General features: G+C 34.4%; 17 protein-coding genes. 12 read left to right on the top strand and 5 right to left on the bottom strand.

What is annotated here, in order from left to right; translation table 11 throughout:
• Positions 1 to 113: 113 nt before the first annotated feature.
• A complete protein-coding gene (gene carB, locus FXX65_RS03265) occupies positions 114 to 3,365 on the bottom strand; it encodes a carbamoyl-phosphate synthase large subunit (RefSeq protein ID WP_147615070.1) in 3,252 nt (1,083 codons plus the stop codon).
• Positions 3,366 to 3,705: 340 nt separating this feature from the next.
• On the opposite strand from carB, the gene FXX65_RS03260 reads away from it, so the two are divergent.
• Positions 3,706 to 4,194: an NUDIX hydrolase gene (locus FXX65_RS03260; RefSeq protein ID WP_147615069.1), complete on the top strand. Its 489-nt coding sequence runs from the start codon at positions 3,706 to 3,708 to the stop codon at positions 4,192 to 4,194.
• A gap of 88 nt (positions 4,195 to 4,282) precedes the next feature.
• Here the strand turns inward: FXX65_RS03260 and pheT are convergent, their stop codons facing one another.
• Both pheT and FXX65_RS03250 read right to left on the bottom strand, forming a co-directional pair.
• A complete protein-coding gene (gene pheT / locus FXX65_RS03255; protein ID WP_147615068.1) occupies positions 4,283 to 6,622 on the bottom strand; it encodes a phenylalanine--tRNA ligase subunit beta in 2,340 nt (779 codons plus the stop codon).
• Between the two features lie 80 nt (positions 6,623 to 6,702).
• Positions 6,703 to 7,032, bottom strand: a complete 330-nt coding sequence (locus FXX65_RS03250) for a helix-turn-helix domain-containing protein (RefSeq protein WP_147615067.1) — start codon at positions 7,030 to 7,032, stop codon at positions 6,703 to 6,705.
• A gap of 143 nt (positions 7,033 to 7,175) precedes the next feature.
• Between FXX65_RS03250 and FXX65_RS03245 the strand changes: the two genes are divergently transcribed.
• The 3 genes from FXX65_RS03245 (at position 7,176) to argA (ending at position 9,767) form a co-directional block, all read left to right on the top strand.
• Entirely contained in the window at positions 7,176 to 7,487 is a 312-nt protein-coding gene (locus FXX65_RS03245; protein WP_147615066.1) for a YhbY family RNA-binding protein, read from the top strand.
• Between the two features lie 244 nt (positions 7,488 to 7,731).
• A complete protein-coding gene (locus FXX65_RS03240) occupies positions 7,732 to 8,400 on the top strand; it encodes an epoxyqueuosine reductase QueH (protein ID WP_147615065.1) in 669 nt (222 codons plus the stop codon).
• Positions 8,397 to 9,767: an amino-acid N-acetyltransferase gene (argA, locus tag FXX65_RS03235; protein WP_147615064.1), complete on the top strand. Its 1,371-nt coding sequence runs from the start codon at positions 8,397 to 8,399 to the stop codon at positions 9,765 to 9,767. Before FXX65_RS03240 ends, argA begins: the two co-directional genes overlap by 4 nt.
• Positions 9,768 to 11,184: 1,417 nt before the next feature.
• Here the strand turns inward: argA and gyrA are convergent.
• Positions 11,185 to 13,701 carry a DNA topoisomerase (ATP-hydrolyzing) subunit A gene (gene gyrA / locus FXX65_RS03230; RefSeq protein WP_147615063.1) on the bottom strand — a complete coding sequence of 839 codons (2,517 nt, stop codon included), beginning with the start codon at positions 13,699 to 13,701 and terminating at the stop codon, positions 11,185 to 11,187.
• An 86-nt stretch (positions 13,702 to 13,787) separates the two neighbouring features.
• On the bottom strand, positions 13,788 to 15,719 hold the full coding sequence (gene gyrB, locus FXX65_RS03225) for a DNA topoisomerase (ATP-hydrolyzing) subunit B (protein ID WP_147615062.1): 1,932 nt from the start codon (positions 15,717 to 15,719) through the stop codon (positions 13,788 to 13,790).
• A gap of 119 nt (positions 15,720 to 15,838) precedes the next feature.
• On the opposite strand from gyrB, the gene dnaA reads away from it, so the two are divergent.
• From dnaA to yidC, 8 genes are all read left to right on the top strand, one after another.
• Complete coding sequence (dnaA, locus tag FXX65_RS03220) at positions 15,839 to 17,248, top strand: chromosomal replication initiator protein DnaA (RefSeq protein WP_147615061.1); 1,410 nt, start codon at positions 15,839 to 15,841, stop codon at positions 17,246 to 17,248.
• 240 nt (positions 17,249 to 17,488) lie between these two features.
• Entirely contained in the window at positions 17,489 to 18,604 is a 1,116-nt protein-coding gene (gene dnaN / locus FXX65_RS03215; RefSeq protein ID WP_147615060.1) for a DNA polymerase III subunit beta, read from the top strand.
• 6 nt (positions 18,605 to 18,610) lie between these two features.
• On the top strand, positions 18,611 to 19,711 hold the full coding sequence (gene recF, locus FXX65_RS03210) for a DNA replication/repair protein RecF (protein ID WP_147615059.1): 1,101 nt from the start codon (positions 18,611 to 18,613) through the stop codon (positions 19,709 to 19,711).
• Positions 19,698 to 20,246 carry a DUF721 domain-containing protein gene (locus FXX65_RS03205; RefSeq protein ID WP_147615058.1) on the top strand — a complete coding sequence of 183 codons (549 nt, stop codon included), beginning with the start codon at positions 19,698 to 19,700 and terminating at the stop codon, positions 20,244 to 20,246. The genes recF and FXX65_RS03205 overlap by 14 nt, the downstream gene beginning before the upstream one ends.
• Positions 20,247 to 20,335: 89 nt before the next feature.
• Positions 20,336 to 20,491, top strand: a complete 156-nt coding sequence (gene rpmH / locus FXX65_RS03200; protein WP_147613418.1) for a 50S ribosomal protein L34 — start codon at positions 20,336 to 20,338, stop codon at positions 20,489 to 20,491.
• 17 nt (positions 20,492 to 20,508) lie between these two features.
• Positions 20,509 to 20,892 carry a ribonuclease P protein component gene (rnpA, locus tag FXX65_RS03195; RefSeq protein WP_147615057.1) on the top strand — a complete coding sequence of 128 codons (384 nt, stop codon included), beginning with the start codon at positions 20,509 to 20,511 and terminating at the stop codon, positions 20,890 to 20,892.
• Complete coding sequence (gene yidD / locus FXX65_RS03190; RefSeq protein ID WP_147615056.1) at positions 20,874 to 21,095, top strand: membrane protein insertion efficiency factor YidD; 222 nt, start codon at positions 20,874 to 20,876, stop codon at positions 21,093 to 21,095. Before rnpA ends, yidD begins: the two co-directional genes overlap by 19 nt.
• Before the next feature lie 95 nt (positions 21,096 to 21,190).
• Positions 21,191 to 22,933, top strand: coding sequence for a membrane protein insertase YidC (gene yidC / locus FXX65_RS03185; RefSeq protein WP_147615055.1), 1,743 nt, complete (start codon positions 21,191 to 21,193; stop codon positions 22,931 to 22,933).
• Positions 22,934 to 22,980 lie beyond the last annotated feature (47 nt).

Below are 22,980 nucleotides of genomic sequence, written 5' to 3'. Positions count from 1 at the left end.
ACCAAAAATCATAAAAATGAAAAACTCATCCATTGTGGCGTTGCATAAAGATAAAAAAAAGACTGCCGGAAATTCGGCAGCCTTACAAAAGGTTTTCTATGTCTTTTTAAAATTTACTTCATCATAGCATGGTACTCTTGCAGTGATTTTACTCCACCTTCACCACCATTGCCATTTTTAACCGCTTCAATTCCTTGAACAGCCGCGTATGCTCCAGCAAGCGTTGTAATATATGGCACTTTATATTTTAAACATATCTTTCTAATGGTCTTTCGGTCTTCGTCGTAATTTCTCTTGGCTTTTGGAGTATTGATTACGAGGCAAACTTCTTTATTCATTATTATATCAACAACATCAGGTCTTCCTGCTCCAATCTTGTTCACTTCTTCGCACTTTATGCCATTTTCTCTGTAAAAGTCCGCAGTTCCTTGAGTGCAAACCAAAGTAAAGCCCATTTTATAAAGCGCTTTTCCAATATACAAAACCTGATTTTTGAGTGAAGTTTTGTCGCTCAAAGAAATCAAAACTTTTTTGTTTTCCCAAGGAGCTGGAGCGTGAGGTAATTCTTCGCCAGACGCTTCCTGCGATTTGTAGTATGCCAAAGCAAAGGTATCAGAAAGTCCCAAAACTTCTCCAGTCGAGCGCATTTCTGGTCCCAAAATTGGATCAACTCCAGGGAATTTTGCCCACGGAAGAACAGCCTCTTTTGCACCAAAATATGGAATAATTTTATCTTTAAGACCTAAACTTTCAAGCGATTCTCCCAACATCATTCTTGTTGCAAGTCTAGCCATTTGAGTGTTGCAAACTTTTGAAACAAGAGGAACTGTGCGACTCGCTCTAGGATTTGCTTCTATAACATAAACCTTACCGTCTTCAATCGCATACTGCATATTCATCAAACCGCAAACGTGCAAATTTTCTGCAATCTTTTTTGTATACTCTTTTATGGTCTCAAGATTTGCCAAAGGAATTGAAACAGGAGGAATTACACAGGCACTGTCGCCAGAGTGAATACCTGCAAGTTCAATGTGCTCCATCACGGCAGGAATATACACATGTTCCTTATCGCAAAGTGCATCGGATTCACATTCAAGTGCATTTCTTAAGAACCTGTCGATTAAAAGTGGACGGTCTGGAGTAACGCCAACAGCCTTATCAACATATTCTTTTAAGGTTGCTTCGTCATAGATAACTTCCATTCCACGTCCGCCAAGAACGAACGAAGGACGAATCATTATTGGATAACCGATTTTTTCTGCAATCGCTCTCGCCTCTTCAAAATTAACAGCCATTCCACTTTCTGGCATTGGAATTTCCAATTTTTCCATCATATGACGGAACAAATCGCGGTCTTCTGCAATATCTATAGAATCAATAGAAGTGCCAAGAATATTTACTCCATTTTCCTGAAGTTCGCGAGCAATGTTGAGCGGAGTTTGACCACCAAATTGAACAATAACTCCAAGCGGTTTTTCTTTTTCGTAAATCTGCAAAACATCTTCTGTCGTAACAGGTTCAAAGTAGAGTTTATCGGAAGTGTCATAATCTGTAGAAACTGTTTCTGGGTTACAGTTTACAATTATAGTCTCGTAACCCATCTCCTTTAACTGCATAGCCGCATGACAACAGCAATAGTCAAATTCAATTCCCTGCCCAATTCTGTTTGGTCCACCGCCCAAAATCATAACTTTCTTTTTGTTGTCGGTAACAGGCGATTTATCAAGTGTTGCATTGTAAGTTGAATAATAATAGCAGGCATTTTCTACACCGCTTACAGGAACTCGTAACCAAACCTCTTTTATTCCAAGTTCGTAGCGTCTTTTACGAATATCTTTTTCTGCAACTTTTAGAATTTTAGAAAGATACTTATCGCTAAATCCATCCTTTTTTGCCTTTATCAAAAGTTCATCAGGAGGAAGTCTCCCAGGATTTTTCAATATTTCTTCTTCAAGTTCAACGAGTTCTTTCATCTGCTGCAAAAAGAATTCTTTTACATAAGTCAAACTTGCAATTTTTTCAATGCTAACGCCTTTTCTCAAAGCCTCGTAAATCTGGAAATATCGTTCGCTGGAAGCAGTCTTTAACATTTCGCAAAGTTCTTCGCCAGACTTTTTATTAAAATCTTTAGCAAAACCAAGCCCTGCACGTCCATTTTCCAAACCACGCACAGCTTTCTGGAAGGTTTCCTTAAAGTTTTTACCAATCGCCATAACTTCGCCAACGGCCTTCATAGAAGTTCCAAGGCTGTCTTTTGCACCACGGAATTTTTCAAACGCCCAGCGAGCAAATTTCAATACAACATAATCGCCATCTGGAGCGCCGCCAAGCGTGTATTTTTCCAAAGTTCCATCACGCCAGTAAGGAATTTCGTCCAAGGTAAGACCTGCTGCCAATTTTGCAGAAACCAACGCGATAGGAAAACCTGTAGCCTTAGAAGCCAAAGCAGAAGAACGAGAAGTCCTAGGATTTATTTCTATAATAACAATCCTGTCGAGTTTTGGATTATACGCAAACTGAACATTTGTACCGCCAATAACGCCAATCGATTCAACAATTTTAAATGCCAGTTCCTTTAACTTTTCTTCAACCCTTTTATCAATAGTCATAAACGGCGCTGCACAAAAAGAATCCCCAGTGTGCACACCAACTGCATCTATATTTTCTATAGTACAGATAGCAACCATCTGATTTTTAGAATCTCTAACAACTTCAACTTCAAGTTCTTCCCAACCAAGGATAGATTCTTCTATTAAACACTGGTGAGTCATGCTCAAATCAAGACCATTTGCAACAGTCGTTCTCAATTCTTCAACGTTGTAGCAAAAGCCACCTCCAGCGCCACCCATCGTATACGCAGGGCGAACAACCAGAGGAAATCCTATAGACTCTGCAATTTTTTCTGCACCTTCAACAGTGTGGCAAATATCAGAACGAGGAGTATCAATTCCAAGAGATTTCATCGTTTCTTTAAAAATCTCACGGTCTTCACCGCGTTCAATCGCATCAAGATTTACGCCAATAACTTCTACGCCGTATTTTTCAAGAATTCCTGCCTTGTTAAGTTCCATCGCCATATTAAGCCCGGTTTGACCACCAAGGTTAGGCAAAAGAGCATCAGGTCGTTCTTTTTCAATAATTTGGCTCAAACGCTCAACATTTAAAGGTTCAATGTAGGTTGCATCCGCCATAACAGGATCGGTCATAATGGTTGCCGGGTTAGAATTTACCAAAACAATTTTGTACCCCAATTCTCTAAGAGCCTTACAAGCCTGCGTTCCAGAATAGTCAAACTCGCAAGCCTGCCCAATCACAATCGGTCCAGAACCAATAATCAAAACTTTCTTGATGTCTTCTCTTTTCATTTTTATAACTCCTAAACAAATAAAAGCAAATTTAAAGGGCGTTCCGGCGCAACTTACTTAGCGCCGTCGGGTCTTTCGCGGTTCCGCTTTCGCTCCATTGGACGCAGCAAAACTGCTTACCAACGGCTACGCCGCCGCTACAGCCCCTAACGCAAAAAAAAACTGACTTCAACAGGAAATCAGTTTTTACAAACAAAAATAATATGGACTTCAACTTTTTCACCGAGAATTTCAATATGTTTCGCAAAGCATTCAACCATACTGAAAAGCCATTGTAGCCACTCGTTGCGGTTTATTCAATACTTTGCAAAGATTTTATTTTTACCGCATAATCTTCTATATGAAAAGTCAATTAACAACCCTTTGCTATATAGAAAAAGACAAATCGTATTTAATGCTGCACAGAATAACAAAAAAGAACGACATAAATCGCGACAAATGGATAGGAGTTGGCGGACACTTTGAACACCACGAAAGTCCAGAAGACTGCCTTTTGCGCGAAGTAAAAGAAGAAACAGGCTTAACACTAAAAGATTTTAAATTCCGCGCAATAGTAACATTCATCGCAGACGACGAGCCAGCAGAATATATGTGCCTTTACACATCCAACAATTTTACAGGAAATTTGATAGACTGTGACGAGGGCAAACTTGAATGGGTTCCTTTTAAAAAAATCGAAACCTTAGAACTGTGGCAAGGCGACAAAATATTCTTACGCCTTTTGCAAAAACCCGTCCCGTTTTTCTCATTAAAGTTGGTATATAAAAACGGCAATCTTATAGAAAAAGAATTAAATCCTCCAGAATTGTGGAAAGAATTGGAAGATTAAATAATATTTTCGTAATGAGTATTTTATAAAAAAAGCTGCCATTAAAGCAAAACTTCTTTGGCAGCCCCTAAATCTCTATTCAAAAATCCTATTCAATATCGCAGTTGTCTGCTTTTTCGGTTTTTATTTCTTTTCCGTCGGCAAGTGCTTTTTTTCCTGCAATGATTACCGTGTGATTTTCAATTTTGTAACTAACTTTTGCAAATTTATCAAAATCGATTTTTGCTGGTTTTTCAACAAGTTCTAAACCTTCAAGTGCAATCACAGTTCCTGGTTTTGCCCACGGAGCAGTCAAAAGTTCAACTTTTTCTTTTCCGTCTTCAACATAATCCGCAGCCAAAAGCATTCCTCGGCTTTCAACACCTTTCATTTTGCGTGGAGCAAGGTTTGCAGCGATTATTACATTTTTTCCCAGAAGTTCTTCTTCTTTTAAATAAGGACGCAATCCCGACTGAATTATTCTAGGAGTTCCTGAACCGTCATCCAAAGTTTCGATATATAATTTATCGCCCTCTGGATTACATTCAACTTTTTCAATCTTTGCGACCATAAGCTGAACATGGCTATTAAAATAAGCGGCAGGATTTTCTTCCGCAGAATTTGCTGAATTTTCATTTTTAGTTTTTTCTGCTTTTTTTGGCTCAGAAGTTTTTGAATTTTTTCTAGGCATTAACGCTTCAATATCAAGTTCGCCAGCAACACAAGGAACAGTTATATTCCAGTTCTCCAAAACCTGTGGATGAACTTCTCCAAAAACGCCAACCTGTCTTCCGTCTAACATTATAGCAGCCTGTCTTCCAGGAATAAATCTTGAATCTTCAACTTCTTTTACATCGTATTTGTGATCAAGAAGATAAAGCAAAGCACTAACTTCGCTAGCCAAATCGTTAAAGTTGGCATTGTTGCAAGCGGTCATAAATCCCAAAGATTGAATTGTTTTAGTTCCTGTATTTTCGCTTGCATCCAAAAAGGCAACTTTTCCAATCTCAAAAATTTTATGAGGAAATACCGCCTGCCCTGCCTGACTTTCTGCACGCAATAAAGAGGCAATTATCGACGGGCGAACAAATTGATAATTTTCGCTCATTGGATTTGAAATCTCAATTACGTTATCCGCACTAACGCACATTTTTTCGATATAGTCGCGCTTAGAACCAAGATAATTGAATATCATCTCCTGGTAGCCAAGTCCAACCATAATTTCTTTTGTTTTACGGCTAAAAACTGTTACATCCGAAAGTTGACCAACTGTAAAATCGCTAGGACGGATAGGTTTAAAATAATCCAATCCAATTCCAATCATAACATCTTCTATAATGTCAACTTCGTGTAAAAAATCGTTTCTATAAGGAGGAGGAGTTAAAATAAATTCAACATCGCTCTTATTTTTCTTCAAATATTTTGCAGTTTTTTCTGTAGCATCAAAATCTGTTGCAACAACATCGTTGTCCATTCTGTTCAACGCATCCAAAACCTGTGCTTTTGTCAAATCGCAACCGAGTTTTTTGTTTATTGCAGAAAGTGTTGTCTTAGTCGAAGTTTGGAAGAAGAACGGTGCTACAACTTCTTTTCCGAGCCCTGTTTCATAAGGATGAATAACTTTTGCTGGCAGAATTTCATATCCAGCATCAAAAAAGTCGCAAGCAACGATATTTGCAGCAAGCATAAGATTTTCCATATTGTCGCCAGTAAGTTCAACCATCAAATCTTTATCGCCAACTTGAACAGCACCGAGTGTTGCAGAGTTTATAACAGGAGCCATAGAAAGAACTTCGTCACTTGCATCTGTTAGCAATGGAAATTGGGGAAGGTCTTTTATAATCCAACCAAAATCTTTCCCTTTAGGATGCTCTGTAAGTATGCTTCGGCAAGTCATAGGCGAATCACACAAAAGAGGAACAAAAGAAGTTTTGTCTGGATCAACAGCTTTATATGAACACGGCCATTTGATTTCCTGCATTCTATAAACGCCCATCGAAATAGACTTTCGCTTGCGGCCAAAATTCCAACAGAGTTTTTCTTGAGTTTGAATTATGTCTTTGAGCATCGGGTCATCGATCGGTTTACCGCTAATCACAAAGCTCACCATAAACGGACGAATATCTTTCATTTTTTCGTCAACATTTATTACACGATTTTCGCAATTTTTTAGGTTTCCTTTTTTAGATAAAAATTTTGAATAATCGGAACGCTTTGCACCTTCATGAATTCTTAACGCTCTGGCCACACCGCCAGTAGACCAAAGATCAGGACGATTTGTATCGTTCAATTCAATCTTTACAACTCGTTCATCTTCGTTTTGTGACAAATCTGGTTTTTCGTCAAGTTCAGCTTTTGCAAATGTAAGTTTTTTTTCGAGAGTATCGTAATCGTATTTTTTTCCAAGGAGATTAAAAAACAGTTTTTCATTGACTTCAATTTTTGGCATAGTATTCCTCTATAATATAGAAACAATGGGAAAAATTATATCGAATTAAAAGTCACCTGTCCATAAAGTCTGTTTTTGTATTAGTTTTTGCGAGGGTCAATGTGGCTAGTCAAAAATTGAGGATTCTCCAAAATTGAACTTAGAGCTATCTTTACTTTGTTTTCAACTTCTTCCCTAAGATAGAATTGGTCTGTCTCGCCACCAAAAAGAATTTTTGCTTCTACATCCAAAGCATTTGCGATAGAAGTTATTGTATGCTCCGAAGGCCAGCGTCCGTTTTCAAGATTTCTGATTGTATTTATGGAAACTCCACTAAGTTCCGAAAGTTTTTCTTGCGTAAGATGTTTTAACTTTCTTCTGTTTCTTACATTTTGTCCTAACCTTTGACCAAGGCTCTCATTTTTGCTCATTATAAAAATTTATAATGGAAAGGCATCGTTTAACAGTTTTGTAGATTGGTTTCTTAAATCCAAAATACACAACTTATTGGTTATTTTAAAATATTGATAAATTCAAATTGATATTTATCTTTCTAAAAGTTATCATCTAGCCCATGATTGAATTAACAAGCAAACAGCGAAAACTACTCGAAAAAGCAGCTCAACCAATGTCCGCATTGATGATAATCGGAGGTTCAGGTTTAAGCGAAGAACAGATTAACCAATTCCAAAATATTGCAAAAACTCATGAAATAATAAAAGTAAGATTTAACGATTTTAAAGAAGAAAAATCGGATTTGAGCAAAGACTTGGAAGAAAAAACGGATTCGACTTTAGTTCGCATAATAGGAAATGTAGCAATCTTCTACAAACAAGCAGAAAAAACTCAAGACAGAAAATACGAAAAATTGCTTTTAAAAGCGTAAAGCCACAACTACTTGGTTATAATTTTCTTAAGACCCAACAAGTTCACTTTCAAAATGCATTTTTTCTATTAACATTCAAGAAGTTTAATAAGCAGTAAAAATTCGTGGGTCTTACCAAACTAAAAAATCACGTTCTTTTTAGAATCTGTTTATTGGGCATGGGTCGCTGGTAAGTTTTATCTGCGACTCTTTTTTTTGCTAACCATTTTTAAACGTTACTCGATAATTTAAAAGTAAAATTCCTATGACAAAAATAAATTATCAAAAAGAACTCGAAAAAATCATTTCATCTTTTTCTAAAGACCTTTCTCCAAAAAAACCTTCCCTTTTGTTGCACGCTTGCTGTGGTCCATGTAGCAGTTATGTCATAGAATATCTCGCTTCGATTTTTGACATAACAATTTACTATTACAATCCAAATATTTATCCTCAAGCAGAATATGAAAGACGCCTTGAGGAATTAAAAAAATTCCTTTCGATTTTTCCAGAAGCCCTAAAAAATCAGGTAAAGTTAATCGTCGATAATTACGAACCTAAAGATTATTTTAAGGCAACAAATGTTCTAAACGAACCAAATCTTCAAACAGAAGCAGAAAAAGGAGAACGCTGTAGAAGATGCTACAAACTGCGGATGGAAAGGTCTTGGAACTTTGCCTGCAAAAATAAGTTTGACTGGTTTACAACAACTCTAAGCATAAGTCCTCATAAAGACAGCGAAATGATAAACGAAATTGGAAGAAATCTTGAATCTTCAAAAAAAGAAAATTCTATAAAAACTAAATTTCTTCCTTCGGATTTTAAAAAGAATGGTGGCTATTTAAGGAGCACCCAGCTAAGCAATGAATACAATCTGTGGCGACAAGATTACTGTGGATGCATATATTCAATAAGAAATAGCGAGGAAAAAAAATGACACAAATAGAAAAATCAATTCAAGCAAAAGCAGAAAGCATAAGAGATGTAATTCGCTATATCAAACGTTTTAATGATGCAACAGTTGTAATTTATATCGACGACAGAATAATCGATTCGCCATTTTTTTCAGGACACATACACGATATAAGTTTAATAAAACAGGCAGGTTTAAAAGTTTTAATAGTTCCAGGCGCACACAATCGAATCGACAAAATTCTCTCTCAAAATTCAATACAGTGGCAAATTCACAACGGCAACAGAATAACAGACCAAAATGCTATGAGCTTAATAAAAACTGCGGCCTTTGAAGTTGCAAATAATGTTATGACAAGCTTTGCAGGAGAACACATAACCGCAGTAATCGGCAACTGGATAAGAGCTCGCGGAAAAGGTGTAATACAAGGAATAGATTACGGCTGCGCAGGAGAAATAGACAAGATAGACGATTCAAGTTTAAGCACCGTTTTGAAAAACGGTTTTATTCCGATTTTCCCATGCATAGGCTGGAGTTTAAGTGGAAAACCGTACAATATTTCTTCCAGACAACTTGCAAGCCAACTTGCAATGCATTTAAAAGCAGACAAACTATTTTTCCTTATTCCAGATGCAGAACTCACACAAAAATATTTTATCGTTCCAAAAGATATAGGACTTTCTCCAGAAGGCCATATTCCAGCAATGAATATCGAAGAATTAGACGAATTTATTTTAAAAAATCAAAATGAACAAAAATCTAATTCGACCAATCAAGAAAATTTAGAAGTCAAAAAAAATATCCTTTCAATCTTGCACCTTTCAAAAATCGCCTGCACAGAAGGGGTTGCAAGAACGCACATTTTAAATGGATTTATGGAAGGCACGCTTCCCTGCGAAATATTCAGCAACTTAGGCTCTGGAACAATGATTTATTCTTCAAATTACGGAAAAATTCGTCCAATGCGAAGAGAAGATGTTTCTCAAGTTCTCGCTTTGATTCGACCCTTTGTATTTGAAGGATTTTTACTTCCACGAACAGAACAACAATTAGAAACCGAATACAACGACTACATAATCTACGAAATAGACGGAGCAATACGAGCCTGTTCCGCCCTACACATATACGACAGAGCTCAGGCGGAAATAGCAGCCGTTGCCGTAGACAAAAATTATGCGCACATCGGAATCGGTCCAAAAATGATTGAATATCTCATCGAAAAAGCAAAGACAATAAACTTAGAAAGCGTTTTTATATTGACGACGCAGACAGCAGACTGGTTCGAAAGTCTCGGTTTTACTCCCGACAGCATAGAAACCCTCCCTCAAAAACGAAAAGAACTCTGGAATAAAGCAAGGGCATCAAAACTTTTTAGATTAAAGTTAAAATAAGAAAAAAAATCGGTTTATTTAATTTTATTTTGGGCGGCTTTTTGCTCCACTGCGTTTTGCAAAAATCGGGCTTTGCGAGGCTACGGCTTTCGCCTACGAACAAATGCCTTACATTTATAAAAAATCCACAACAAAAATCAAAAACACAATCATTGTAAAATGCGCAACAATTCACTAGGCATTTGTTTTCGCTACGCTCACCTCTCCAATCCCTTGCCGTTGTAAGCTCGCAGGTAGATAATGAGGCTACAAATAGACTTTGCCGCTTAGTCGCACAGGAGGTGCGATTTACAATAAGTATCGGCAGTTTTGAAAAACTGCTGATTAAAGCAATCAAAGACATTTTTCTAAAGCAGCACACGAATATGCAATTAAAAAAACAATTCCGGCCGTTTTACAAAACAACAAACTTTTAATTAAAAAACGTTGATAAAAACAAATCTTATTTTCATTAACCAAAAAGCAATTTTAATAAAACGCAATTTTCTACAAATACCTTTTATAAAACAAGCCATTTTTAAATGACGAACAGTCGTCATTTAAAAAGCATTTAAACTGACTAACGAAAGTAAGTTTAAAATACATAAAAAAGATTTATAAAGAAATGTTTCTCATGAAACATTAAACAAAAAAGTTACAAAGTTTCTAAAAAATATATACACAGAAGGTGTTTTATGTGCAATAAAAAAATCTTTCATTAGTGCTCACCTATTCATCTTAAAAAAAAAATACACATATAAAATTCATCAACTAAGAAAACAAATAAAAAGTTTCTCGTGAAACACTACTGTATTGGTTTGTTTTTCTAAAATATAATAATAGGAAGTTTCTCATGAAACAAAAAACAATAGGTTTTATAATGCAAAAATTATTTTTTTTGAAAAAAACTTGTATCAATATTAACAAGTCTGATGTTTCTCATGAAACATCAGATTAAAAACCATCAATACGACAATAGCGTTTTATCCGCAAAACTTATCCACAGGTAATCAACATTAAGTATAAAAATTTTAAAAAATCAAAAATACTCTAAATTCTTTTAAGATAAGAAATTAGCAAATTTTCACAAATTTCACGAATTTTCAGAATTTAGTTTTAAACAAGTTATCCACAAGCAAGGTGCTTATATTCATTTTAAGAAATCTATAAAATCATTGTAACGAAAAATAAATAAAAAAAGCCAGAGTTTAATCTCTGGCTTACCTGATGGTCATTTGATCGCACTAGACTTTCGTCTTAAAAGATCATTTAGTGATTAATATCCCCTCACACGTTTCATTATATTTTAATAATAAACATTTGTCAGTAAAAAACGAAAAAAAATTAACAATTATTAACTTTTTTATCTTTTAAAAAAGAAAATCTCTAAAATCTTTAGTGTGGTTTAATTCTTTATAATACAAAGAATTAGTCAAGTTTATTTTTCTTCATCTTCATTTGCAACTTTGTCAAATCCAACTACATAATCAGGTTCTTCAATATTTATTACCCTTGTTCCTGTAGAAGCTCTACCTTGTTTAGAAATTGTAGACGCTGCAACTCTAAGAGTTTTACCCTGACCTGTCATACAGATTACTTCGTCTTTTTCAGAAACGGCAACGGCTCCAATAATCTCGCCCTTGTTTTCGATGTTTCCAAAAATTCTCTGCCCACCAGTGCCTCTACCGTGATTTCCAAATTCATCAAAGTCAACGCGTTTTCCAACACCTTTTTCTGTTATGATGAGAGCATCCATATTTTCTTCAACTCTGAGTGCGGCTGCAAGTTCATCGCCAGAAGAAAGTCTAATTCCTGTAATTCCAGAACTTGCTCTACCCATTGGGCGAATTCCACTTTCTGTCATTCTAAGAGCCTGTCCCCTTCTTGTTATTAACATTATGTCGTCTTTACCAGAAGTTGCCATCGCAGAAACAAGTTTATCTGCATCACGCAATTTTATTCCAATCACACCGCGTGTTTTTGCATTTGCAAATTCTGTTGTTTTACATTTTTTCACAATTCCGTTTGCAGTTGCCATAAAAATATAAGAAGTTTCGCTGTAATCTTTCATCGTTACAATCGTCGAAATTTCTTCATCCGGGCTAAGCTGAATCAAAGTTTTTACGCTCGAGCCTCGACTTGCCCTGCTCGCTTCTGGAATTTCATGAACTTTTATCCAATAAACTTTTCCTGCATTTGTTAAGAAAGTGATATAAGATTTTGTCGTCGCAGTAAAAATCTGATTTACATAATCGTCTTCGACCAAAGTCGCACTCAAACTTCCTTTTCCGCCTCTGCTTTGAGCTTTATATTGAGTGAGCGCCACTCTTTTTATGTAACCAAGTTTAGAAATCATGACAACGACTTCTTCTTCTTTTATCATATCTTCTGTGTTTATCTGTTCAACTTCGTCCGCAACAATATCGGTTTTGCGCTCATCACCAAATTTATCCGCAATTTCGTTTGTTTCTGTTTTTATCAATTCAAGAATTTTTTCGTGGTGAGCAAGCAAATCTTCCAGGTGATCTATCAACTCCTGTAGTTCTTTTATCTGATTTTCTAAATCTTCAACAAGCAGATGAGTAAGGCGTTTAAGTGGCATATCAACAATGGCCTGTGCCTGCTCATCGTCAAAATTGAATCTATGTTCAAGGCGCAACTTTGCTTCTTCTGTATCGCGACTTGATTTTATTATTTTTATGACTTCGTCGATATTATTGATTGCAGTTATCAACGCTTGCAAAATATGCATCTTATGTTTTGCAATTTTTAAATCGTATATCGTTCTACGAGTTATAACTTCATCGCGATGTTCAACAAAGTATTGAACAAGTTGTTTTAAAGTTAATATCTGAGGCTTTAAATAAACCTCTGGAAGTTTTAATTGTTCTTCGTCATACCGAAGTCCAGATTCTTTTTTAACAGGAACTAAGGCAAGATTTATAACGCCAAAATTTGATTGCAAATCGGTTTTTGCAAAAAGTTGATTCAGGACGATTTTTGTTATCGCATTCTTTTTTAAGTCCACAACAAGACGCATTCCAACTCTGTCAGAAGTTTCATCATTTGCGTCAGCAATTCCTTCTATAACTTTGTTGTCTTTTAATTCGTTTATGCGTTTTATTATGTTTGTCGTATTTACTCCATACGGAACTTCTGTAAATACAATTTTTTCGTGTCCGCGCTTGTCGGTTTCTATATTGAATTTTGAACGAATTGTTATCTTTCCGCGTCCTGTTCTATAAGCTCGTTTTATTCCTTCGCGTCCATAGATAACACCACCAGTTGGAAAATCAGGACCTTTTATGTAATTCATCAATTCTTCTATGGAAATTTCAGGATTATCGATATAAGCACAAATTGCTCCAGCAACTTCTCTTAAGTTGTGTGTTGGCATATTTGTTGCCATTCCAACAGCAATTCCTGTTGTTCCGTTACAAAGCAAAAAAGGAAATTTTCCAGGTAGAACAGAAGGCTCAACGGTTGTGTCGTCAAAGTTTGAAACCATATCGACAGTTTCTTTGCTTATATCTGCCGTCATTTCTTCGGTTATCTTTGACATCTTTGCTTCTGTATAACGATACGCTGCTGGAGGGTCGCCTGCTATAGTACCAAAGTTACCCTGAGGAGTTACAGTCGTATAACGTTGCGCAAAATCCTGCCCAAGACGAACCAAAGCATCATAAACCGAAGCATCTCCATGAGGATGATAATGACCCAAAACTTCGCCGACTATAGTTGCACATTTTTTTGTCTTTCCACCGCTGGAAAGATTCAACTTGTCCATCGCATACATTATTCTTCTGTGAACAGGTTTTAAACCGTCGCGAATATCTGGTAACGCTCTCTGAACAATTACAGACATCGAATAATCTATGTAGGCTTGTTTTACTTCGTCCTCAATGGGAATTTTTATTACAGTTCCACCTTCTGGTGTTTTTTCTTCTTCTAACATTTTTAGTCCTAATAAATGATAAATGAGTTTGTCAAAATACTATCTTTTGAAAATCTATTTAGACAAACTCAATCAAAATAATTTACTTAAATATCCAAATTTGCATAACTTGAATTTGATTCTATGAATTCGCGTCTTGGTTCAACTTCTTCACCCATGCAAACGGTAAATATTTTGTCTGCGGCTTGTGCGTCTGGAACAGTTACAACTCTCATTTTTCTGCGCGCAGGATCCATTGTCGTTTCCCAAAGTTGTTCGCCGTCCATTTCGCCAAGACCTTTGTAGCGTTGAACATCTGCTTTATCTCTTTGGTCACCAAGGGCAGCAAGGGCTGCATCTCTATCCGCATCGGAATAGCAATAAACAGGTTCTTTTTTTCCAAGTTGAACTTTAAAAAGAGGAGGCATTGCAAGATAAACATAACCGTTTGTGATGAGTTCTGGCATATATCTAAAAAAGAAAGTCAAAAGCAAAGTGCGTATATGAGAACCATCTACATCAGCATCCGCCATTATGATTATTTTGTGATAGCGCAATTTTTCTATGTTAAAATCTTTTCCAAATCCTGCGCCCAAGGTTTTTATAACTGGGTCTAATTTATCGTTTCCTACAACTTTTGAAGGATCAACTTTTTCAACATTTAGCATTTTTCCCCAAAGAGGAAGAATTGCCTGCGTTTTTGAATCTCTGCCTTTTTTTGCTGAACCTCCAGCCGAATCTCCTTCGACTATATAAACTTCGCATATAGAAGGATTATCTTTTATAGAGCAGTCAGAAAGTTTTTCTGGTTTTACAAAGGATGTCCCTACAGTTTTTTTTCTTGTATTCTCCTTTGCTTTGCGAGCAGCAATTCTTGCAGCAGCTTCTCCAATGGATTTTTCAAGAACTTTTTCCAAAACATCAGGATTCAACTCAAAATAAATAGTGAGTTTTTCTTTTATCAGAGAATCAACAATTCCTCTAACTTCTGGATTTCCAAGTTTATCTTTAGTCTGCCCTACAAATTCTGGTTCAGGTATTTTCATCGATAAAACTGCAACAAGACCAGAGCGTACATCATCTCCTGTTAAAGTTTCATCTTTATCTAGTTTCTTCTTCATCTTTTCGTTGGATTCAAAAGCCTTTTTCAATACAAAAAGCAGGGCAGATTTAAATCCGTCGAGATGAGTTCCTCCATCGCCAGTGTGAATATCGTTTACATAAGAATATATAGACTCTGAATATTTATCGTTATATTGAAAAGCCAATTCTGTTATAACGTTGTCTTTTTCGCCTGTTATAAAAATTGGCTCTTCTGGATAATAGAATTTGCTTTTTATAGTGTTATTTAATTCTTTTACGTAATGAACGATTCCACCTTCATATTTTAAAACTTCTTCTTTTGGATTTTCTAACCGTTCATCTCTAAAGATTATGACTATTCCACTATTTAAAAATGCAAGTTCTTTTAAACGCTGAATTAATACATCCCAATCGTAAGTTGTTGTGGTTGTAAAAATTGATTTATCTGCTTTCCATCTTATAATTGTTCCGTGATCTTGAGTGTCACCAATTATATCGACCTTTGTTACAGGAATACCTTTTTCGTATTTTTGACGATATATATGTCCGTCTCTTTTTATAGTTGCTTCAAGCCAGTCCGAAAGAGCATTCACACAAGAAACGCCTACTCCGTGCAAACCACCAGAAACTTTATAGGAATTTTTATCGAATTTTCCGCCTGCATGGAGTCTAGTCAAAACTAATTCCAAAGCACTTACTTTTTCTGTAGGATGAATTGCAACAGGAATTCCACGACCATTATCTTCAACACGAACAATATCATCTTTTTCTAAGGCAACTACAATTTTATCGCAGTGACCTGCCATCGCTTCGTCTATACAGTTATCAACAGTTTCATAAACAAGGTGATGAAGTCCTTTTGGTCCTGTTGAACCTATATACATTCCAGGACGTTTGCGTACAGCTTCAAGCCCTTTTAAAACTTGAATACTTCCCGCATCATAAGAAGAAGCCATTTTTATTTCCTTATATTATATTATTTTAGGATTTGTGCAAAAGACATGAATAGACCTTTCCAGTTTTGGAAATTATATTTGTATTGAAGAAAAAAGTAAAGGTGAATTATAATCAGCGTATGTCTAATCAGAATTATAAAGAATTTTTTGAAGAAGCGATAAATCAGATTCACAAAGAACTTAACTCTGCTGGCAGAGAAGATGAATTTTTACTTTGGTTCAATATGGAATATTTAGGCGATAGCCTTTCTTTAATAAAAGTTTCAGTTTCTTCGGAGTTTATGTGGGTTCAAATGGTAAAAAAAGGTTTTGTTGCAAAAATAGAACAAAAAATAAACGAACTTACAGGCCAATCAATAAAACTTGAACATATAGTAAAAGAAAAAAAACTGGAACATACAGAAAATTCTGCAAAAACTCAGGAAAAACAAATTGAACATAAAAAAACTATTCCAACTCAAAATAAAAAAGATTCAGAATCAAATCAAAAAAAACATCCTCAACTTAGAGATGATTTTATTTTTGAAACTTTTGTTCCGGGAGAAAACAGCGTATACGCTTATAACGCTTCTATGGCAGCCGCAAAAAATCCTGGAAACGCTTATAATCCAATATTGATTTACGGTGGAGTTGGTTTAGGAAAAACTCATTTAATGCAGGGAATTGGAAATTACATATATCAAAATAACGATTCAAAGATGAAAATTTCTTATTTGAGTGCCGAAAGTTTTACAAACGAATTTACATCTTCTTTAAAAAATCAAACTATCGATTTGTTCAAAAAAAAATACAGAAGTTTAGATGTTCTTTTACTTGATGATATTCAATTTCTAGAAGGCAAAGACGGAACTCAGGAAGAACTTTTTCACACTTTCAATTCTATATACGACAGAAACGGTCAAATAGTTTTTACAAGTGATCGTCCTATAAAAGAAATCAAAGGTTTTACAGAGCGTTTAAGTTCCAGGTTTAGCCGTGGTTTAAATGTCGATTTGCAACCACCAAATTACGAAAACAGACTTGCGATAATTCAAAAAAAACTTGAAATACAAAAAAAACAAATTCCTCAGGATGTAATAGAATACATAGCTAAAAATTGTCAAACAAATGTCCGCGATATAGAATCCTGCATAACAAAGTTGATTGGATATGCAGAACTAGTTGGAAAACCAATAACTGTGGAAATCGCTCAATCTCAGTTACGAGATACGATAAACAATCCTTATTCTGGAAGCATTACGATAGAAATAATACAAAAAGTTGTTGCAGATCATTACAATGTTTCAATTTCAGATTTAAAAAGCAAGAAAAAAGATAGAAAATATGTAACTCCACGCCAAATATCAGTTTATATCTGCTGCGATTTAACTGAATATTCCACAACAGAAATTGGGAACGAATTTGGAGGAAGAGATCACACTACGATTATGCACGCAAGGGATAAAATTGCAGACCTTTTAAAAACCGATTCATCTATGAATTCTACAATAAATCTTTTAATAAGAGAGGTAAAAGATTACAAAAAATAAAACAACAAATTTGTTTATAATTATGATAAAATCCTGTTGATAGCCTGTTGATAAAAATAAAGGTTGTGCAATAGTGAATTTAAAGTGAATTTAAAACTTGAGTTATCAACTTTAAAAATACTTGCTTTATAAAGAGATATATGAGTTTTCAACAAATTCACAGGAATTATTATTACTATTACTAAATTTATTTAAAATTTAGAATTTAATATAAATGTGTATAACACGCAGGAGATAAATATGAAGTTTACTTTTGATAGAAATTCAATGATTAACGAAATTTCAATAGCACAGGAAATAATTTCCACAAAAAGTGCTCTTTCAATTCTTTCCAATGTTTTATTCATTGCAAAAGATAATACTTTAACAATCAAAGCAACTGATATAAAAGTAAACTTTGAAACAAAAATTCCAGTTGATATTGAAGAAGAAGGGTCAACAACTGTTTTTTGCGATAAATTTTTAGGAATTCTTTCTGGTCTAGATGAAGGCGAAATTGTTTTTGAAATTCAACAAAAAGATAATCAAATAATCGCTTTGATTCGTCATTCTACAAAAAAAATAAAATTCCAATTAAAATGCACATCTCAAGATAAATTTCCTGAATTTCCAGTTGCACAAGAAGTTCCATTTTTTGAAATTCCTTCTAAAGATATAAAAAAGATGATAAGCCAAACTTCTTTTGCTGTAAGTTCTGATGAAACACGATATTTTATGAACGGTGTTTATTTTGAAAAGAAAAATGATAAACTTGTTTTAGTGGCAACAGATGGAAGAAGACTTGCTTATGTTTCTAAACAATTTGAATCTGGAATTCCTGATTTTCCGTCTGCAATCGTTCATCCAAAAGTTTTGAATATAGTTGCAAAGCATCTTTCAGATGAAGGAAATATTTCAATAGCAATCGTTGATAAAATGATTTTCTTCCGTTTTCAAAATTATGAGCTTTCTTCAACTTTAATTGAAGGTCAATTTCCAAACTATATGAGAGTAATTCCTGAAACTCAACTTTATAATTTTAAAGTTCAAAAAAATGAACTTGTAGAATCTTTAAAAAGAACTTCTATCATGGTTGATAAAAAAGCTGGCAGAATTTTCTTTAACATTTGTCCTGGAGTTTTAAAACTTACTTCACAAGAATCTGATTCTGGAGATGCAGAAGTTGAAATTCCATGCGAATATGCAGGTGACGAAGTTACAATCGCTATGAATTACAGATATATTGAAGAACCACTTCGTTTTATGAATGTTGAAATGATTAAATTTGAATTTTCAGGAGAAATGAAAGCAGTAACAATGCTTTCTGAACCGGCAGAAGATTACTTCCACATAATTATGCCTATGCAAATGGCTTAAAATTGGATGCCAATACTTTCAATCTCTTATGTAAATTATAGAAATATTCAAGACTCAACTATAAATCTTTCATCAAGAGAAGTTTATTTTGTAGGCGAAAACGGTCAAGGGAAAAGCAATCTTCTTGAATCAATTTATTATTCTGCTTACGGAAGTTCTTTTAGAACGAGAGCGGACGGTGAAGTTGTAAAAAAAGGATTTAAAGATTTTTCCATAAAAACTTTGTACAAAATGGAAAATGGCTCTACAGAAAATATTTCTATTTTTTACGAAAACGATAAAAAACGAATCGACAAAAACGGAAAATGGATAAAAGACAGAAAAGAACTCATAAATACAGTTCCGTGCATTTTGTTTTGTCATGACGATTTAGAATTTGCTGTTGGAGAGCCAGAGAGGCGACGTTTTTTTATTGACCAATGCCTTTCTATGTACGATTTAATTTATATCGACACAAACAGAAATTACAAAAAAATTTTAAAAAGCAGAAATATATCTCTTAAAGAAAAAAATTATGAAATGCTCGATATTTTTGATATTCAGCTTGTTCAAAACGGAATAGAAATAATAAAAAAAAGAAGAGATGCAATTTTTCAATTCAACCAAATTTTTGGAAAGCTGTATGAAAAAATTACTGGGATAGATGGAATTTTTATAAGTTATGAGCCTAGTTGGAAGTCAGAAGAAACAAGTAATATAGTTCCAACAAAAGAAAAAGTATTTGAAATTTTAAATTCAAAAAGAGAAATCGATAAGACAATAATGACAACAATGAGCGGCCCGCATAGAGATAGAATAAAATTCTTGCGTAATGGAAAAGATTTTATTTCTACAGCATCTACAGGGCAGAGAAGACTTATTGCAATTCTTTTAAGGATAGGTCAGGCGATTTTTTATTCAAACGTAACAGGAAAAAAGCCTGTTTTGCTTATGGACGACGTTCTTTTGGAATTAGATCCAGAAAAACGGCAAGCGGTTACACAACTTTTGCCAGAGTATGACCAGCTTTTTTGTACTTTTTTACCTGGCGAACCTTATAGCCGTTATATGAAAGAAGGCACGAAAGTTTTTGAAATTGAAGAGGGGCGATGGAATGAAAGAAAATGATATTATGAATGCTTCTGAAATGATAACTCGCATTTTTAAAAACATAAGTCCTTCTCAAATTGAACAGGGAAATAAAATTTTTAACTTATGGCGGGAAATTGTAGAGTCAATAAAATCTAACAGCATAAATGGCGAAAATATCGGAAAAAATATGGCAAGCCATTCAAAAGTTGTGGATTTAAAAAATGGAATTTTACTTGTAGAAGCAGATCATCCAGGCTGGATTCAAATGCTTGGAAATTATAAAAAATATATTCTTCGTGGTTTTGAAATGAAAATTCCAGAATTAAAAATCAATTCGCTCGCTTTTCGACTTGCAGGAACAAATGCAGAACTTTCAAAGGTTAATTCAAAAATCAATGAACAAAAAGAACGCCTGAACGAAGAAAAAAAGATTGAAGAAGAACAAAGAATTTTAGAAAATAGTGGCTTTGCATATAAAAGTTCTCAAGAAAAAAAAGAAGAAAACAAACTTCCTCCTGAATTACAAAAAATGTTCGATGATATGAAAAAGGATATGTTGACCAATATTTAATATATCTGATATATTCTACAACACTATATTTTTTTAATAAAATTTGGGATTTGTAATGACAAGTTCCGTAAAAATAAGGAGATGTTCCAATGTTAAGAACATATCAACCAAGCAAAGTAAAAAGAAATAGAAAATTCGGTTTCCGTGCTCGCATGGCAACTCGTGGTGGACGCGCAATTCTTGCTCGTCGTCGTGCAAAAGGTCGCACAAAGCTTTCTGTTGCAGACGAAAAAAAGAAATACTAAGATTTTATTAAAAGAAAATGGAAGCGCTATTATCACATTCTAAGTGTTTTAAACTAAGAGAGAGGATAAAATGCGCTTCAGAAATTAGAAATCTTTTTAAAAATGGGAAAAGAGTCAGTGTTTTGGGAGCAAAACTTTTTTATCTTCCAAACAATAAAGAATTCAACAGAATTTGTTTTTCTTTTCCCCATGGTTTTGGCAATGCTGTTCAAAGAAATCGTGCAAAACGATTTGGACGTGAATCTTTCCGAAATCTAAAATCACACCTGAACATCGGTTACGATATGATTTTTCTTTTATATCCTCTTTCCGAAAATAATTCGTTCCTCTCGCGGTGTGAACAATTTCAGATATTATGTAAAAAAGCTGGACTGTTAAAGGAATGCGAAAATTCTTTGTGATTTTTTTATGTTTTATCATAAAAATCTATAGAGCGTGTATTTCTCCATTGTTTCCTAGATGTTGCAGATATTATCCGACTTGCTCTCAATATGCGATGGATTCAATAAAAAAATATGGTTCTTTAAAAGGTTCGTATCTTGCAGGAAAAAGAATTTTAAAGTGCAATCCTTTTTTTAAAGGTGGTTACGATCCAGTTCCTTAAACGTGATTTTTAGCGATTTCTTATCGAATAAAGTAGATTTTAAATAAAACAATTATCCATATCAAAACTAATAAAAATTTTGGAGAATATTTATTATGGAAAAAAATACCGCTTGGGCTATAGGACTTTCATCTGTTGTTCTTATAGGATTTTTTGCAGTGCAATCGTATCTTATGCCAAAAAATACGCCGCCTGTAGAGGATGTTTCAAAAAATTCTGTGGGAGTGGAAAAAGAGAATAATGTTCAAAATGATGTAAATTCCCAAATTGCAGATACTTTTGTAGAAAAATCTTTAACAGCTTTAAATGACGAAAATCTGCTTGAAGAAAATTTTACGATTGAAACAAAAAAAGTGAAAGTAATTTTTACAAATCGCGGTGGCGATGTATTAAGCTATCAATTAAAAGATCATTTTGATTCTGAACGAAACAGCTATATTGAAATGGCAGATAATATATCTGCAAAAAATAGAGCTTTTTCTCTTTCAATTGGTGGAGCAGACGCTTCAATTTCTAATGAAATTTTTACAGCAAAAAAGATAAATGATAAAACTATTGGTTTTTTCAAAAACTATAAGGTTAAAAATTCCGATGGTACGATAGGCGAATTCACTATTGTAAAAACCTATTATTTTGATGATTCCGATTACGTTTTTAAACTCGATGTTACAGTTTCTCCTGGAGAAAATTTTAAGGGTCTGGATTTAGACAATGCTGCTTATTCTTTGAGAACTTCTCCACAGATGGGACCTTTCTATAATCCAAAAATGAACAGATACGAAAATCGTCAGTTCATCTCTTACAACGGCAAGAGCAAAAAAAGCGTTGTTCTTGGAACAAATCAGACAAAAACTTATGACAAACCTTGGAAGTGGGTTTCTATGGCAGGAAAATATTTTGAAGTTTTAATTTATCCTGCTTCTAATGATGTTATGTCTGAAAAAGTTACTTATACTTCAAAGTCAGATTTGAGCGAAAAAAATAATGCGCAGGCAATAATTACAAGACAAGCCGTTAATGCGGAAGGTTCAAATGACACTTATTACATTTATGTGGGACCTCGTAACGAAAAAGATTTAAGAATCTATAATGTTCCAGAAAATAATGTTTGGAAATTGGATTCAGTTAGATTTGATGACAGCATGCAAACCAGTGGATTTTTGAGTTGGCTGGAAGTTATATTAAAATTCTTGCTCGAATTTATAAATAAGTTTGTTCATAACTGGGGAATTTCAATAATAATCGTTACGGCAATTTTAAAATTTGCGATGTTCCCAATAACTGCAAAGACGGCAAAAAGCACTGTAAAAATGCAGGAAGTTCAGCCTAAAATGCAGGCACTTCAAGAAAAATACAAAGGAAATCCACAAAAGTTAAACGAGCAGACTGCAAAATTGTACAAAGAGATAGGATATAATCCTCTTTCTGGCTGTTTGCCGATGTTGGTTCAATTTGTAATTTTGTTTGCGATGTATAATCTTTTTAACAATTATTTTGAATTCCGAGGAGCAAGTTTTATTCCTGGTTGGATAAGCGATTTGAGCACTGGAGATACTGTAAAAACTTTGGGATTTGATATTCCTTTATTGGGTAACCAAATAAGACTCTTGCCTGTTATTTATGTTATAAGCCAGTTGCTTTTTGGAAAAATAACTCAAAACGGAGGAACATCCGTAGGACAGTCAAATACTCAAATGAAGTTAATGATGTATGGAATGCCGATTTTGTTTTTCTTCCTGTTTTACAATGCTCCTTCTGGATTGTTGCTTTACTGGACTGTAAGCAATTTGATTCAACTTGGACAACAGTTGTTCATCAATTCAAGGATAAAAAAATAAACTAAAAATGGAAGATGCAAATAATTCGCTTCTTCCTAAGGGGATAT

Origin of the sequence: Treponema pectinovorum, from assembly GCF_900497595.1 — a bacterium.
Classification (GTDB): domain Bacteria; phylum Spirochaetota; class Spirochaetia; order Treponematales; family Treponemataceae; genus Treponema_D; species Treponema_D pectinovorum.
This window is presented reverse-complemented; position numbering and strand designations above follow the sequence as displayed.

What these genes read in the sequence shown, in the direction of transcription:
- FXX65_RS03245 (WP_147615066.1), top strand. Translation starts at nt 7,176, where the DNA reads ATGATTGAATTAACAAGCAAACAGCGAAAACTACTCGAAAAAGCAGCT.
- FXX65_RS03250 (WP_147615067.1), bottom strand. Translation starts at nt 7,032, where the DNA reads ATGAGCAAAAATGAGAGCCTTGGTCAAAGGTTAGGACAAAATGTAAGA.
- rnpA (WP_147615057.1), top strand. Translation starts at nt 20,509, where the DNA reads ATGGAAGCGCTATTATCACATTCTAAGTGTTTTAAACTAAGAGAGAGG.
- rpmH (WP_147613418.1), top strand. Translation starts at nt 20,336, where the DNA reads ATGTTAAGAACATATCAACCAAGCAAAGTAAAAAGAAATAGAAAATTC.
- yidD (WP_147615056.1), top strand. Translation starts at nt 20,874, where the DNA reads ATGCGAAAATTCTTTGTGATTTTTTTATGTTTTATCATAAAAATCTAT.
- recF (WP_147615059.1), top strand. Translation starts at nt 18,611, where the DNA reads ATGCCAATACTTTCAATCTCTTATGTAAATTATAGAAATATTCAAGAC.
- argA (WP_147615064.1), top strand. Translation starts at nt 8,397, where the DNA reads ATGACACAAATAGAAAAATCAATTCAAGCAAAAGCAGAAAGCATAAGA.
- FXX65_RS03260 (WP_147615069.1), top strand. Translation starts at nt 3,706, where the DNA reads ATGAAAAGTCAATTAACAACCCTTTGCTATATAGAAAAAGACAAATCG.
- yidC (WP_147615055.1), top strand. Translation starts at nt 21,191, where the DNA reads ATGGAAAAAAATACCGCTTGGGCTATAGGACTTTCATCTGTTGTTCTT.
- pheT (WP_147615068.1), bottom strand. Translation starts at nt 6,622, where the DNA reads ATGCCAAAAATTGAAGTCAATGAAAAACTGTTTTTTAATCTCCTTGGA.
- dnaA (WP_147615061.1), top strand. Translation starts at nt 15,839, where the DNA reads ATGTCTAATCAGAATTATAAAGAATTTTTTGAAGAAGCGATAAATCAG.
- FXX65_RS03205 (WP_147615058.1), top strand. Translation starts at nt 19,698, where the DNA reads ATGAAAGAAAATGATATTATGAATGCTTCTGAAATGATAACTCGCATT.
- carB (WP_147615070.1), bottom strand. Translation starts at nt 3,365, where the DNA reads ATGAAAAGAGAAGACATCAAGAAAGTTTTGATTATTGGTTCTGGACCG.
- gyrA (WP_147615063.1), bottom strand. Translation starts at nt 13,701, where the DNA reads ATGTTAGAAGAAGAAAAAACACCAGAAGGTGGAACTGTAATAAAAATT.
- FXX65_RS03240 (WP_147615065.1), top strand. Translation starts at nt 7,732, where the DNA reads ATGACAAAAATAAATTATCAAAAAGAACTCGAAAAAATCATTTCATCT.
- dnaN (WP_147615060.1), top strand. Translation starts at nt 17,489, where the DNA reads ATGAAGTTTACTTTTGATAGAAATTCAATGATTAACGAAATTTCAATA.
- gyrB (WP_147615062.1), bottom strand. Translation starts at nt 15,719, where the DNA reads ATGGCTTCTTCTTATGATGCGGGAAGTATTCAAGTTTTAAAAGGGCTT.